This is a genomic window from Rhodopila sp. (assembly GCF_965277165.1).
Lineage (GTDB): Bacteria > Pseudomonadota > Alphaproteobacteria > Acetobacterales > Acetobacteraceae > Rhodopila.
In genome coordinates, this window is record NZ_CBDICE010000006.1 from 2,752,910 (window position 1) to 2,766,579 (window position 13,670).

17 protein-coding genes are annotated in these 13,670 nt (G+C 61.9%); 6 read left to right on the forward strand and 11 right to left on the reverse strand.

Features of this window, described 5'->3' with window-relative positions:
• Positions 1-208: 208 nt before the first annotated feature.
• The gene (locus ACQY4Y_RS24830) at positions 209-559 is read left to right on the forward strand and encodes a transposase (RefSeq protein ID WP_428489847.1); all 351 of its coding nucleotides are present in this window, start codon (positions 209-211) and stop codon (positions 557-559) included.
• Positions 532-1,356, forward strand: coding sequence for an IS3 family transposase (locus ACQY4Y_RS24835; protein ID WP_428490752.1), 825 nt, complete (start codon positions 532-534; stop codon positions 1,354-1,356). The genes ACQY4Y_RS24830 and ACQY4Y_RS24835 overlap by 28 nt, the downstream gene beginning before the upstream one ends.
• Positions 1,357-1,593: 237 nt before the next feature.
• Here the strand turns inward: ACQY4Y_RS24835 and ACQY4Y_RS24840 are convergent, their stop codons facing one another.
• The 8 genes from ACQY4Y_RS24840 to flgB form a co-directional block, all read right to left on the reverse strand.
• Positions 1,594-2,052 (reverse strand): cytidine deaminase, encoded by a 459-nt coding sequence (locus ACQY4Y_RS24840; protein ID WP_428493242.1) that lies wholly within the window; start codon positions 2,050-2,052, stop codon positions 1,594-1,596.
• Positions 2,021-3,061 (reverse strand): recombinase RecA, encoded by a 1,041-nt coding sequence (gene recA / locus ACQY4Y_RS24845; RefSeq protein ID WP_428493243.1) that lies wholly within the window; start codon positions 3,059-3,061, stop codon positions 2,021-2,023. The genes ACQY4Y_RS24840 and recA overlap by 32 nt, the downstream gene beginning before the upstream one ends.
• Positions 3,062-3,320: 259 nt before the next feature.
• Positions 3,321-4,391 carry an EscU/YscU/HrcU family type III secretion system export apparatus switch protein gene (locus tag ACQY4Y_RS24850; protein WP_428493244.1) on the reverse strand — a complete coding sequence of 357 codons (1,071 nt, stop codon included), beginning with the start codon at positions 4,389-4,391 and terminating at the stop codon, positions 3,321-3,323.
• A 3-nt stretch (positions 4,392-4,394) separates the two neighbouring features.
• Positions 4,395-5,165 carry a flagellar biosynthetic protein FliR gene (locus ACQY4Y_RS24855; protein ID WP_428493245.1) on the reverse strand — a complete coding sequence of 257 codons (771 nt, stop codon included), beginning with the start codon at positions 5,163-5,165 and terminating at the stop codon, positions 4,395-4,397.
• Positions 5,162-5,434, reverse strand: a complete 273-nt coding sequence (gene fliQ, locus ACQY4Y_RS24860) for a flagellar biosynthesis protein FliQ (protein WP_428493246.1) — start codon at positions 5,432-5,434, stop codon at positions 5,162-5,164. Before fliQ ends, ACQY4Y_RS24855 begins: the two co-directional genes overlap by 4 nt.
• A 3-nt stretch (positions 5,435-5,437) precedes the next feature.
• Positions 5,438-5,743 (reverse strand): flagellar hook-basal body complex protein FliE, encoded by a 306-nt coding sequence (fliE, locus tag ACQY4Y_RS24865; protein WP_428493247.1) that lies wholly within the window; start codon positions 5,741-5,743, stop codon positions 5,438-5,440.
• Positions 5,740-6,153, reverse strand: a complete 414-nt coding sequence (flgC, locus tag ACQY4Y_RS24870) for a flagellar basal body rod protein FlgC (protein ID WP_428493248.1) — start codon at positions 6,151-6,153, stop codon at positions 5,740-5,742. Before flgC ends, fliE begins: the two co-directional genes overlap by 4 nt.
• Positions 6,154-6,155: 2 nt before the next feature.
• Complete coding sequence (gene flgB / locus ACQY4Y_RS24875) at positions 6,156-6,518, reverse strand: flagellar basal body rod protein FlgB (RefSeq protein ID WP_428493249.1); 363 nt, start codon at positions 6,516-6,518, stop codon at positions 6,156-6,158.
• A 213-nt stretch (positions 6,519-6,731) separates the two neighbouring features.
• On the opposite strand from flgB, the gene ACQY4Y_RS24880 reads away from it, so the two are divergent.
• The 3 genes from ACQY4Y_RS24880 to mscL all read left to right on the forward strand — a co-directional run bounded on the left by ACQY4Y_RS24880 (position 6,732) and on the right by mscL (position 8,409).
• The gene (locus ACQY4Y_RS24880) at positions 6,732-6,986 is read left to right on the forward strand and encodes a hypothetical protein (RefSeq protein WP_428493250.1); all 255 of its coding nucleotides are present in this window, start codon (positions 6,732-6,734) and stop codon (positions 6,984-6,986) included.
• On the forward strand, positions 6,983-7,726 hold the full coding sequence (fliP, locus tag ACQY4Y_RS24885) for a flagellar type III secretion system pore protein FliP (protein WP_428493251.1): 744 nt from the start codon (positions 6,983-6,985) through the stop codon (positions 7,724-7,726). Before ACQY4Y_RS24880 ends, fliP begins: the two co-directional genes overlap by 4 nt.
• Before the next feature lie 206 nt (positions 7,727-7,932).
• Positions 7,933-8,409, forward strand: coding sequence for a large-conductance mechanosensitive channel protein MscL (gene mscL, locus ACQY4Y_RS24890; protein WP_428493252.1), 477 nt, complete (start codon positions 7,933-7,935; stop codon positions 8,407-8,409).
• Between the two features lie 23 nt (positions 8,410-8,432).
• Here the strand turns inward: mscL and ACQY4Y_RS24895 are convergent, their stop codons facing one another.
• The gene (locus tag ACQY4Y_RS24895) at positions 8,433-9,617 is read right to left on the reverse strand and encodes an acetyl-CoA C-acyltransferase family protein (protein ID WP_428493253.1); all 1,185 of its coding nucleotides are present in this window, start codon (positions 9,615-9,617) and stop codon (positions 8,433-8,435) included.
• A gap of 144 nt (positions 9,618-9,761) precedes the next feature.
• Here ACQY4Y_RS24895 and ACQY4Y_RS24900 point away from each other — a divergent pair, with 144 nt between their 5' ends.
• Positions 9,762-10,967 (forward strand): amidohydrolase family protein, encoded by a 1,206-nt coding sequence (locus ACQY4Y_RS24900; protein ID WP_428493254.1) that lies wholly within the window; start codon positions 9,762-9,764, stop codon positions 10,965-10,967.
• A gap of 101 nt (positions 10,968-11,068) precedes the next feature.
• Here ACQY4Y_RS24900 and pstS read toward each other — a convergent pair whose 3' ends face one another.
• Both pstS and ACQY4Y_RS24910 read right to left on the reverse strand, forming a co-directional pair.
• Positions 11,069-12,145 (reverse strand): phosphate ABC transporter substrate-binding protein PstS, encoded by a 1,077-nt coding sequence (pstS, locus tag ACQY4Y_RS24905; RefSeq protein ID WP_428493255.1) that lies wholly within the window; start codon positions 12,143-12,145, stop codon positions 11,069-11,071.
• Positions 12,142-13,620, reverse strand: a complete 1,479-nt coding sequence (locus ACQY4Y_RS24910; protein WP_428493256.1) for an MFS transporter — start codon at positions 13,618-13,620, stop codon at positions 12,142-12,144. The genes pstS and ACQY4Y_RS24910 overlap by 4 nt, the downstream gene beginning before the upstream one ends.
• Between the last annotated feature and the right edge of the window lie 50 nt (positions 13,621-13,670).

The window sequence follows — 13,670 nt, forward strand, 5'->3', positions numbered from 1 at the left end:
TTCCATGATGGCGGGTCTGATCCGGGGCATGCCCCGGATCAGACCAAGAACGAAGCGGACAGATCATGAGCTACGAAAACCGGACAGGTTTACGAGCTAGCGACATGGGCACGCAAAAAGGCCCCCCGACTGGAGTGCGCCCCTGCGGGTGGACAGTTTGAGTTCGTAGATTTGACCCCCCTGATCGGGCTTCTGGAGACTAGAAGCCATGACCAAGCATCGTTCCCATAGTGCGGCGTTCAAGCGGCAGGTAGCCGAGGAATTCATCGCCGGGGAGGCGCTGCATGCGCTGTCCAAGCGCCACGACATCTCGCGCCAGCTGATCCGGATCTGGGTTGGCAAGTTTGAAGCCGGGGCGTTGGATGATGATGTCCAGGCGGCTGACCTGCTTCAGGAATACGAAGCCAAGATCGCAGCTCTGGAGCGGATGGTCGGTCGCCAGGCGCTGGAGATCGAGATGCTAAAGGGGGCTCTCAAGCAGGCACCCCGGCCGAAAAGCGCGAATACCTCCGTCGTCACCGGCCCCGTGGCATCACCGCCCGCCGGGGGTGCGAACTGATGGGGCTGGCGCGCTCGACGTTCTACGACGCACCGCCCATCGCGGCGTCTCAGGACGATCTCGTCCAACGGATCAGCAAGATCTGTGACGAATTTGAGTGCTACGGGTACCGACGGGTGAGTGCGGCCCTCCGCCACCAGGGTATGGTGGTGAATAGCAAGAAGATCCGCCGCCTGATGCGCGAGCATGATCTGCAACCGAAGCGCCGCCGACGGCATGTCGTCACCACCGACAGCAACCATGCCAGCCCGATCTTCAAGAACCTGACCAAGGGCCTGGTGGTCGAGCGCTCCAATCAGCTCTGGATCGCGGACCTGACCTATGTGGCGATCCCGGGTGGCTTCGTCTATCTCGCCGCCATCCTGGACGCCTGGTCGCGCAAAGTGATCGGCTACGCCATCAGCCGATCGATGGATGCCCGGATTGCGATCGCCGCCTTCAAGGCCGCCATCCGCCTGCGTCAGCCGCCCAAGGATTGTGTTCACCATTCCGATCGGGGGGCGCAATACGCGTCGGACGCCTATCGCACTTTGATTGCCGAGTACGGCCTAAAAGGTTCGATGAGCCGACGCGGCAATCCCTATGATAATGCCAAAGCCGAGAGCTTCATGAAAACCTTGAAGGTCGAGGCGGTTTACTTGGCAGCCTATGAAACCTTCGAGGATGTTACCGCCGGTCTTCCACGCTTCATCGACGAGGTCTACAACACCAAACGACTGCATTCAGCGCTTGGCTATCTCAGCCCGGCCCAGTTTGAGGATCAACACACCCGCCAGACGGTCAAAATGCTGGCTTGATTCTGTCCACCCGCAGGGGCGCACTCCACGTCTCACGCCTCTTTGGACCGGTCAGCCCTCAGCTTATCCCACTGTCCAGAAAACCGGAGCCGCCGCACGACAGACCCGCCTCGTTGATCGCCTCGCCGCTCAGAAGACCGCTCGGTCTACTTTCTTCGCTTCGCTCGGCATCAGACGCTCCTTGGCGTGGGTTATGCCTCACACACAAATTTACGGACCGGCTCGCCTTTTTGTTAGCTAACGTCGATACGGAAGCGGGAGGAGCGTTCGGATCGGTAGCTTGATCAGAATATCGGTGTCTTTGACGATGATCATCGCACCGGGAGCGTGGTCCAGGATCATCTCCCGGCAAGCGCCGCATGGCGGGACCACGGCGAGTTCGCGGTTCTCCTCTTCTGGCTTCGGATGCCGCACCGCAACGGCCGTCTGGATCGTGCCGTCGCCGTCCAATAGCGCTCGCCCGAAGGCGACGGCCTCCGCGCAGACAGAGAGCCGCCCGACCGTTGTTCCGATGTGTAGGCCGGTCCATATTCGGCCATCCTGGGAACGGATCGCCGCTGCGACCATATGCCAAAATGGCCGATAATGATTTTCCAGCACCACATTTGCTGCTGCAATCAGTTCGTGGTCGCCGTCTGTCAGCGTGACATCCGGTAGGATCGCATCATTCAGCCGCTTCGGCTTCCTCAGCGTCATCAACGGCCGCCAACATGGTGTTCGCGATGACGCCAGACTGGTCCCGCACCTTCGCCTCGATAGCGTCCGCGAGACTTCTGTGGTCTCGAAGGAACTGTTTCGCGTTTTCCCGCCCTTGTCCAATGCGCTGACTGTCGTAGCTGAACCATGCGCCGGACTTTTCCACAACGGCGGCCTTGACGCCAAGATCCAGCAACTCGCCGACCTTGCTGATGCCCTCACCATACATGATGTCGAACTCAACTTGGCGAAATGGGGGCGCCAGCTTGTTCTTGACCACTTTTACGCGGGTCTGATTGCCCACGACCTCATCACGCTCCTTAATCTGACCGATGCGACGAATCTCCAGCCGGATGGACGCATAAAATTTCAGCGCATTGCCGCCTGTCGTGGTCTCCGGATTGCCAAACATCACTCCAATCTTCATGCGGATCTGATTGAGGAAAATCAGCATGCAATTGCTGCGGCTGACGCTTCCGGTGATCTTGCGAAGCGCCTGGCTCATGAGCCTGGCATGCAGGCCCATGTGACTGTCGCCCATTTCGCCTTCCAACTCCGCCCGCGGCACCAGGGCAGCAACGCTGTCGACGACCAGAACGTCGATCGCGCCCGAACGCACCAGCGTATCGGCGATCTCCAAAGCCTGTTCGCCCGCGTCCGGTTGGCTGATCAGCAGGCTATCGACATCGAGGCCCAGCTTGCGCGCGTAGGTTGGATCCAACGCGTGTTCAGCATCGATAAACGCACATGTTCCGCCACGCCGTTGAGCTTCGGCGATCGCGTGAAGCGCCAAGGTCGTCTTGCCGGAACTCTCCGGACCATAAATCTCAACGATGCGGCCGCGCGGTAGACCACCGATGCCTAGCGCCAGATCAAGGCCGAGTGAGCCCGATGGAATCACCTCAATCTGCTCATCGCCGGCCCGTGCCCCCATACGCATGATCGAACCCTTGCCAAAGGACCGTTCGATTTGCGCCATCGCGGCGTCGAGCGCCTTGTTCTTTTCCATTTTGCTTTATCCCTCGGTTCGATATTTTCTGCAGGCCTGTCAGTCTGTTTTACCAGCATAACAAGTTTATTTGCAACTGGGACGTGTGCATCTGCTGCAGATTAAGCGCTCTCTGTCTCGTTAAGCTTTGTATTCAATATGTTCTTGACCTCTTCGAAGAGCAAGAACTTTCTGCGAACGAACCCCTCTTTCGGATCACAGGATCGCCTTGGACCGTCGATTCGGGAAGCCCTAAACTGGCCCGAGCGCAGGCTGTGCATCACGGAATTGCCTGGGCGGGACGCCGTAGACGCCACACATATGCGATTATCTCCGCCACGGCCTTGTAGTGCTCGGACGGGATCTCGGTGTCGAGATCCAGTGGATACAATGCCCTCGCCAGCGGCGGGTTGGCAACGACAGGCACGCCATTGGCCTCGGCAACTGCACGAATCCGCGCGGCCAGGGAATCTGAACCTTTCGCAACGATGCGGGGAGCAGGATTGGTCACACGATCGTAGGCAAGGGCGACAGCATAGTGGGTTGGGTTGGTGATTACCACAGTCGCAGTCGGAACCTTGGCCATCATGCGCTTGCGGGCCCGCATCACGCGAATTCGCCGTATCCTTGCTTTGACGTGCGGATTTCCGTCCGTATCCTTTAATTCGTCGCGGATACTCTGCTTGCTCATTCGCAGGTCGCGGGTATGGCGGAAACGCACCCAACCCAGATCAGCCGCCGCCACGATCCCTTGGACACATACAGCCGCGATAAAGAGATGGAACACCGGACGAGCGACCGTCCGTGGAAGACCATGGACATCCTGCCCCGGCAGATGCATCAGTTGGGACCAGTCACCTCTGATCGCGATCCACATAGCAGCGGCGAGCAAGCCCAGTTTGATGAGGGATTTGACGACTTCCACGACGCCGTTGAAGCCAAAGACGCGCTTGACACCGGCGATCGGATTGATCCGGGAAAATTTTGGCTGAAGCGCACCCGCGTTCAGCAGAAATCTGGTTTGCACCAGCACCGCGGCCGCGCCAGCCAACACTGCGGCAGTGAGCACCGGGATGATCGCACCTAGAACCCCTGCAGACACCGGTCGCAACCAAGTTTGTCCAAGCATCGCCGCGTCGCCCGCGTGGGCAAGAAGCGCGACCAGATCAGGCAGCAAATGCTGTACCGAGGCCTGCGACTGATAGCCGAGAACAAGAACCACGGCAGCAAAACTGGCAAACGTCGCGACCTCTCGGGAAACCGGAACCTGTCCCTCGTCGCGCGCCTGATCCAGATGTCTCTGGGTTGCTGCCTCGGTCCGTTCCTCGTCGGACTGGTCCCCCCCGGCCACGAACTAACGGCCGCCTGGAAGTGCTAAGAAATAGGCCTGTGCGCCGTCTTGCCACGCGAGGATGATCGCGCTGCCGGTGATCACTAGCAGAGACAGCCCCGCGAGTATCTGCCCGGGCATCGACATGAAATAGATCTGCATGCGGGATGCGACACGAGCGACCAACCCCATGGCGACCTGCCAGACGATGCCAACCACGACGAACGGAGAGGCAAGCTGCAGGGCCAAATTAAACCCTGTACTTACGGCCCGGACAACATACTCAGTGCTATCCGAAACGGGCAGCATGTGGCCCGGCGGGATCAGTTCGAACAACCCATGCAGGGCGATCACCGGAAGTCTATATAGACCCGACACCAGCAATAAGACAGGGGCCGCCATCTCGAACAGTTTCCCCAAGGCCCCGGACTGAGCACCAAGCTCCGAATCTGGCTGTAGAACGCTTGACAGCCCAATCAGGTAGCCAATGAACTGCGCGCAAACTGGCAGCGCCAGAGCAATCATCCGCGCGGTCCAGCCGAACCACAGCCCCGTGACGACTTCGCCGGCAACCATTAAGCCCATACTCAGACCCGCTGCCGGAACCGATGGCATTATTGGCAAGATGTCCGGCAGAAGCAGGATTGTGATGCTGAGCGCCAGGCCGATGCGCACCACCGCCGGCGCGACTGCCTCGCCAAGGCCAGGCAGCAGCGCCATCGCCGCGCCGACCCGCGCCAGCACCAGCACAAAGGCGGGTGCCCAAACCGACAGTGCAGCCTGGGTAAGATTCACGACCCACCGATAGCGACGATCCGGTCGAACGTTCGGTGCGAAAATGCCGAGAGCGTTGAAGCCATGAACGGGCCCAGCAGCACAAGCGCAAGCCCGATCGCGACCAACTTCGGCAAAAACGCCAGTGTGGATTCATTGATCTGAGTGACCGCTTGAATGAAGGAAACCAGAAGCCCCACCACCAGGGCCACACCAAGCACCGGAAAGCTCAACTTCATGGTCACGATCATGCAGTCATGGATCAGCCCGGCAACGTCTGTACCGCTCATGGTTCAGATCGGCATCTTCATGATGTCCTGATAGGCTTGCACCATTCGATCGCGAATCGCCGTCGCGGTTTGCAGGGTCATTTCGGCGTGCGACAGAGCAGCAACCACCTCTGTAAGGTTGCCACCACCGCTGATCGCCTTCATCGCCTGATCGTCCGCGACATGCCCCGTCTGCACAGCCTGGTCCAGCGCTTGCGTCATCACTGAGCCGAAGCTGGCCGAACCAGCGGCCGGCGCGCCGCTGGCATTGCGGCTATAAGCCTCGGCCGCGGCGGACGGTGTAATGACGACGGTCGGGATCGTGCTCATTTCAGTAGATCGATCGTCTTGTTCAGCATGCTCCGTGTCGCCTGCATGACGGACAGGTTGGCGCTGTAGGACCGCTCCGCCTCGCGCATATCCATAACCTCGATGAAGGTATTGACGTTCGGTAGCTTGACGTATCCCTGTGCATTGGCCGCCGGGTTCGCGGGGTCGTAGCGAAGCGGCAGGTCGCTGCCGTCGACGCCGATATTCTTGACCTTGACCGTCTCTACCCCAGCCGCGCGGTCGACAGCACTCTCGAAGGTGACCGTCTTGCGCCGATAGGCGTCGGCGCCCGGGGACGAACCTGTGGTGTCCTGGTTGGCGATGTTCTCGGCGATGACACGAAGGCGCGCGGTCTGCGCATCCATTCCCGTAGCGGAAACGTCGAGCGCCTGGTTCAGATCACCCGCCATGGCTAGCCCGACCGACCTAGAGCCATATTGAACATCCCCACATACTTTTTCCAGATGGTCGTCACCAGGGCCTGCGTGGTCTCCGTGTCGGCGACCTTGGTCAATTGCTCATCCAACGAGACCGAGTTGCCATCCAGCGCACGCGCACTGGGGGGATTTGTGGTCAGCGAAGCCAGGCCGGTCGGAACCGTCCCTGCCATATGTCCCGGTTGGGTCATCGCTGGCTCAACCGACCCGGCACCTGCCAGCATGCTTTCGAACGACTGAACATCACGGGCCTGATAGGCTGGTGTGTTGGCATTGGCAATGTTCGCCGCCAGCACACTTTGGCGCTGCGCCGTCCATACAAGCCGTTTCTCGGCCACGTCGAATAATCCAATGCTGGTAGGGTCCATGACCCCAATCTGACGACAAAACCTTTATAAAGGGTTAATCCCGCTCTTTAAGCATTTGTTCATCTTCTCGCCGCCAAATGCGTGCATGCAAATAGATGCACGCCCGCGTTCTAAGGATCGGCCCACCGACAGCGCGAGCCACATGATTTTTGCGGTTGCGACCCCGAAAAGCCGGGCGCATCGGTGACCGGGCAAAACATCCTGCTCGCCGCGGCAGCGCTGATAGGCGTCATCGCCCTGATCGGCGCGGCTGCCAAACTCTTCCAATTCGCCGGCTGGAGGCCAAAGTCCGGCCCCGGACGGACCCTGATCCTGCGCGAGTCAATCGCCCTGGATCCACGTCGTCGGGTCCACCTCCTTCAATGCGGAGAACGTCAGGTGGTGTTGCTCACCGGGGGCGCCCAGGACCTGGTAATCGGCTGGATGCAGGACCCATGAAGCTTGCCACATGGGTCCTGATCCCGCTTTTGCTGCTGCTTCCTACAGTCGGACACGGACAATCGGTCAGCATCGACCTCGGCACCGCCGGCCAGGCCGGCGCCACGGCCCGGATCGTGGAACTTACCGCCCTGGTCACCGTCTTGTCGCTGGCTCCCAGCCTGCTGATGATGGTCACATCCTTCACCAGGATCGTCATCGTGCTCTCGCTGCTCCGCAGCGCGCTCAGCACCCAAGGCACACCGCCGAACATCGTCCTGATCGGGTTGGCACTCTTCCTATCCTTCTTCGTGATGGAGCCCGCCATGACGCAGGCCTGGACCACGGGCATTCAGCCGATGACCGAGGGCCGCATTTCGGAAACCGAGGGACTGCGCCTGGCGACCGAACCCTTCCACACCTTCATGACCGACAATGTCAGAGACGAGGACCTGCGCTTCTTCCTCGACCTCGGACACCTGCCCCCCGCGCAGGACGCCAGTTCGGTGCCATGGCGTGCGCTCATGCCGGCATTCATAGTCGGCGAGTTGCGCCGCGCTTTCGAGATGGGTTTCCTCCTCTTCCTGCCTTTCCTGATCATCGACATCGTCGTCGCCAGCGTGCTCATGAGCCTTGGCATGATGATGCTCCCACCGAGTGCCGTGTCCCTGCCCTTCAAGCTCATATTCTTCGTGCTGATCGACGGCTGGCGTCTGGTGGCAGGCAGCCTGGTGCAAAGTTTCATCACCGGCGGTTCCTGACAGCAACTGCGCCCCCCGGTGCCATGAGCATCGGCTCTGGACATCGCCAGATGCTGCAAGATCGGGCACAATGCAACGACTGAGGTCGGATCGCCGTTCAGGCGCGCATAAACCGTGGCACAAAACAAGAAGTTACAGCGCTGCCGGCCTTTAAAGTCAGCCTGCAAGCGCCATAAGCCCAAAGTGATTTTGAAGGAACGAACGCTATGCTCGCACCCAAGGCTCCGTCCTGGATGTCCGAATTCCGAGCTTTTATCATGCGGGGCAACGTTGTCGATCTGGCGGTCGGCATCATCATCGGCGCGGCGTTCACTGGCGTCGTCAGCAGCCTGGTGAAGGACGTTTTGAATCCGCTGCTCGGATTGGCGACGGGAGGCGTCGATTTCTCGAACATCTTCGTCGCACTTAACGGCCAGCACTACGCCAATCTGGCCGACGCCCAGAAAGCCGGTGCGCCGACCATGAATGTCGGCCTGTTCATCAATGCAATCATTCAGTTCCTGATCGTCAGCTTCGCGGTGTTCTGGCTCGTCAAGGCCCTGACCCGATTGCACGTCCGGCAGGACGCGGTTGCCGCTCCCGATAAATCCGAGGTTTTGCTGGGCGAGATTCGGGATTTGCTGGCAGCCCGGCCGGAATCAACCACGAGCGGCATCAGCCGCACGGGAGGCTCCGCCATTTAGCCTGGGGCGTACCCGCCTGCCTTTCACTGCACCCGTTCAAAAATCGCCGCGATCCCCTGACCGCCGCCGATGCACATCGTCACCAGCGCATATCGCCCTTCGATGCGGGCAAGTTCATACAACGCCTTGACCGTCAGGATCGCCCCAGTTGCGCCGACCGGATGACCCAGCGAAATGCCAGACCCGTTCGGGTTAGTCTTTTCCGCATCGAAACCCAGATCCTTGGCTACGGCGCACGCCTGCGCCGCAAACGCCTCGTTTGACTCGATCACATCCATCTGATCGAGTGACAGCCTGGCGCGCTTCAAAACGGCGCGCGTGGCCGGCACCGGACCAATGCCCATCACCCTGGGATCAACCCCGGCGTGCGCATAAGCCACCAGCCGGCCCAACGGCTTCGCCCCGCGCTGAGCCAGACTGTCGCCATCCATCAGCACCACCGCCGCCGCCCCGTCATTGATGCCCGAGGCATTGCCAGCGGTCACTGTGCCATCCTTCTTGAACACCGCACGCAGCTTGCTGAAATCATCCGCCTTGGCGTCGGTCCGGACATGCTCATCAGTGTCGAACACCGTCTCGCCCTTGCGGGTCTTCAACGCCACCGGCAGAATCTGAGTCCTGAAGCGGCCCTGCTGAATGGCGCGGGTGGCGCGCTGATGCGACCGTAGCGCCAACTCGTCCTGCTGGCCGCGGGTGACCTGATGCGATTGCGCCAGATTCTCCGCCGTCATGCCCATGTGGATGTTTTCGAAGGGGTCGTGCAGCGCCGCGGTCATCATGTCGACCATCGCGCTGTCGCCCATCCGCGCGCCCCAGCGCATGCCACTGGCCAGATAGCCGGCCCGGCTCATGCTCTCGGCCCCGCCGGCCACCGCGATGTCGGCGTCGCCCAGCGTCACCGCCTGCGCAGCCGAGACGATCGCCTGCAGCCCCGACCCGCACAACCGGTTCAAGGTCAGCGCCGGCGCGTCCTGGGTGATCCCCGCATTCACCGCCGCGACACGCGACAAATACATGTCCTTTGCCTCCGTGTGCACCACGTTGCCGAAAACCACGTGCTGCACTTCATCGCCACCGACCTCGGCGCGCGACAGCGCCTCGCGGGCGACCGAGGCGGCCAGCTCGGTCGGCGGAATCTCCTTCAAGCTGCCGCCGAAATCGCCGATCGCGGTACGCACGCCGGAGACGATGTAAACTTCGCGCTGCATGGTGCTGGCCTTTTGCTAAATGGTCGGTTGGATGACACGGCAGCCACAGCCAGGCAAGCTGCCGGGCCTTTCCTTTGAAGCTACCTGATGGTACGAAGATGGTACTAGCCGGTAAATCCTTCAACGACATAAGGGAGTGACGCGATGAACGAAATCCCCATCAACGCCCCGAACCTGTGGCGGCTGGACACCCCGGGCCACTCCGGGTGGGACCGCACGGCTCGGGTCGGCGACCCGAAGAAATACTTCATGGTCTCGACCGACAGCCATGCCAACGAGCCGCCCGACCTGTGGGAGCAGCGCATCGACTCGAAATACAAGGACCGGGTGCCGCGCATCATCACCGACGAACAGGGCGTGCAATGGCGCTATTGCGAGGGCTATCGCCCCGACAAGGTGCGGGTCATGAGCTTCGAGGGCGAGGACTGGGTGCGCTCCAAGGCCGGCGCCGACGTCGCCGATCGGATCCGCGACAACCGCGCCGACGGCGTCGATGTGGAGATCATCTTCCCCAACAAGGGACTGGCGATGTGGGCGACGCCCGATCCGGTGTTCGCCAATGCGCAATGTCGGGTCTGGAACGACTGGGCGTGGGAGCAGTATGGGCCGCATCCGGGCGCAATGCTGCCGGTGGCGTCGATCGCAACCGGGGATCTGGACGGCTCGATTAAGGAGATCGAGCGGGTCGCCAAGCTGGGGTTCCGCGCGCTGTCACTGCCGTGCAAGCCGATCTGGGGCGGGCATGACGTCGACCACGTCAACTACAACCTGCCGCATTTCGATCCGATGTGGCGGCTGATCGAGGAGGTCGATCTGCCGATCACCTTCCATGTCTCGACCGGGCGCGACCCCCGCGCGGCGCGCGGCAATGGCGGGGCGGTGGTGAACTACGTGACGCACTCGCTGGCGCCGACCATCGAACCGGTTGCCAATCTGTGCGCGTCCGGGGTGCTGGAGCGGTTCAAGAAACTCCGCTTCGCCACCGTCGAGGCCGGCATCGGCTGGGTGGCCTGGCTGCTGACCGCGATGGACGAGGCCTACCGCAAGCACCATATGTGGGTGCGCCCAAAACTGCAGGGCCTACCCAGTGATTATTACCGCGCCCACGGCCTGTCCACCTTCCAGGAGGATCCGGTCGGCCTGGCCTTGGCGGAACGGTTCGGCCTGATGGACAACTTCGCCTGGGCCAACGACTACCCCCACCACGAGGGCACCTGGCCGCACTCCGCCGAAGCCATCGAGCGGACCATGCCCGGCCTCGACGACGTCCAACGCGCCAAGATCCTCGGCCTGAACGCCGCACGGTTCTTCAAGCTGGAGGTACCGGCCCACCAGCGGATCGCCGCCTGAACCAAACGGCGCTTGCGGGCCAACCACGCTGCTCGCGAGCGCCCCACGGCCCGATCAGGCGCCCGCCCGTCGGGGCGACGCCTCGACGGGCGGGCGCCTGCTTACTTGATGCGGCCGATCTGTTTCTCACTCAGCGCGCGGATGAAGTCCGGCAGCGCGATGAACCCGACGGCGTCGATGTATTTTGCCGCATTGCCACCATCGACGGCGATCGACCACAACAGGAAATCGCGGATCGACGCCGCGATCTCGTTGTTGGGTTGCCGGGTCGATAGCACCGCGTATTCATAGTTGATCAGCGGATAGGACTGCTCGCCGGGCGCATCGACCAGGCTCAGCCGTTCATCCGCCGGAGTGCGCGGATCCAGCACCGACGCGGCGGCGCTTATCGTCTGCGCTGTCGGTAGCAGAAACTTGCCGCTCTGGTTCTTCAGCCGCGCGGTGCCCAAGGCCGCATGGCGGCTGACGCTGATGCCGATATATCCAATCGAATACGGCGTGGCGGCGATCGCCTTGGCCATGCCGTCGTTGCCGGTGGCACCGCGCTCCCCAGGCACCGTCGGCCACTCGATCGTGGTGCCGTACCCCACCGAATTCTCCCAGCGCTGGTTCGAGAAATCCAGAAACTGGGTGAACATGAAGGTGTCGCCCGAAGGGTCGTCGCGCCGGATCGGCACGATCGGGTTCGATGGCAGGCTGATCCCCGGATTGAGCGCAACGATCATGGGGTCGTTCCACTGGCGAATACTACCATCGTAGATGCCCGCAAGCACCGGCCCGTCCAATTGTAACCCGGCGCCACCGAGGCCCGGGATGTTGTAGTTCACCGTCTGCGCCGAGATCGCCAGCGGAACGCTGATGATGTCGCGATTTCGCTCAGCCTCTTCGTCCGACATATAGGCGTCCGATGCGCCGATCTGGACGGTGCCCGCGATCGCCGACTTGATCCCCTCGCCCGAATTGCTGGCGGTGACATCGATTTTCACCTCCGGCCGGATGGCGCTGTAGCCGGAGACCCAGAGCTGGAAAAGCGGAAACAGCAGGGTCGATCCGGTCTCCTTCAAACCTGTGTCAGCCGCCGAAGCCGGCACCGCCGCGACAAGGCCCGCCAGCACGACGGCGGCGCCCCAGCCACAAGTCCGGCGGCGAACGCGCGAGGCTGTCCTGATCAACGTCATCGGCCGATTTCGTCCAGATTCACCCCGGTCGTTTCGATCCGGTAGATCCAGGTCACGATCGCGCCCAGGATCGAGGTGACCACCAGGCCATACAGCAACGCCCGGGTTCCGATCGCGACCAGCAAGATGGGGAACAGGAACGCCGTGGCCACCGCACCGATCTTGGCGAACGCGGCGGCAAACCCTGCGCCCATGCCGCGAACCGCGGTCGGAAACACCTCACCCGCCAGCAGGTAGGTCTGCGCGTTCGGACCGATATTGGTCATGAAGTTGAACGTCATGAAGCCGGCGAAAATGAGCAGGATCTTGCTCGATCCCTCGAAGTCGATCGAGAACGAGGCCAGCAGCAGGCCGAGGGCGCAGCCGATGAAGCCGCCGATCTGTAGCTTGATGCGTCCCAGCCGGTCTGCCAGGACCACGGCGAAGGCGATGCCGACGATCAGCAGGAAGGTGATCAGCGCGGCGCCCTTGGCCGCCAGGATGCCATCGGTGATCAGGTCGCTCACGCTGCGGATGTGGTCGGCCCCCCCGCCCAGCGCCGCGGCCAGGATCGTCGGCGTGAAAATGCCGATGCCGTATGTGCCAAGATCCTGCAGAAACCACGGCACCGAGGCGAAGATCGTCGCGCGCAGGTTGCTTTGGCTGAACAGCGCACCAAACGACGGCTTTGCGTGACCCGAGGCGACGCCTTGGCGCGTCAGCGTAATGTTCGATGGATATTGCGGTGTGCGCACCAGCAGCCTTGTGACCGCGGCCTCGGCTCTGTCGTGCTGGCCTCGGGCGGACAGCCAGTTCGGGCTTTCGGTGATGAAGAAGCGTCCCAGGGTGACCAGCAGCGCCGGGATAATCGCGGTGGCGAACATCCAGCGCCAGGCGCTGAGGTCGGGCACCAGGACAAGCACCAGGCAGCCGACGCCGGTGCCGGCCAGCGCCCCGATCGCCTGAAAAGCGAAGGCGCCAAGCACCAGTTTGCCTCGGGCCAGGCTAGGGATGCTCTCGGAGATGATCATGTGCGCGGTGGGATAGTCGCAGCCCAGCGCCATGCCGAGGCCAAATAGACAGATCGCCAATGAAAGGAAATTCTGGCACAGCAACAGCAGGCCGAGGAAGGCGCAGAACAGCACCATCTCGGCGATGAACATTCTTTTGCGACCGAAATAGTCTGACAAGCCACCCAACAGCACCGCGCCGACCAGAATGCCAGCGAGGCTGGCGGCGCTGACGATGCCCTTCTCGGCGGCGCCGATATGAAACTCCCGCACGATCAGCGGCAGCGCGACACCGGTCATGAACACGACGAAGCCTTCAAAAAATTTGCCCGCCGCGGCAAGCGACCAGATGCGCCACTGCATGGCGGTCATCGGCGCTGATTTGAGCGTGGTGCCGTCGGGCCATGTCGGGCGCTCGTCGATATATTCCTGCACCGACTTGGCCTGCGGGGTGTTGGGTCGGTCGGCCTCGGCGACAGCGCTCATCAGGGGTCTTCCATCCAGTTGCCAAAGGCGCGCGGCCAGCCGGCGAAGCG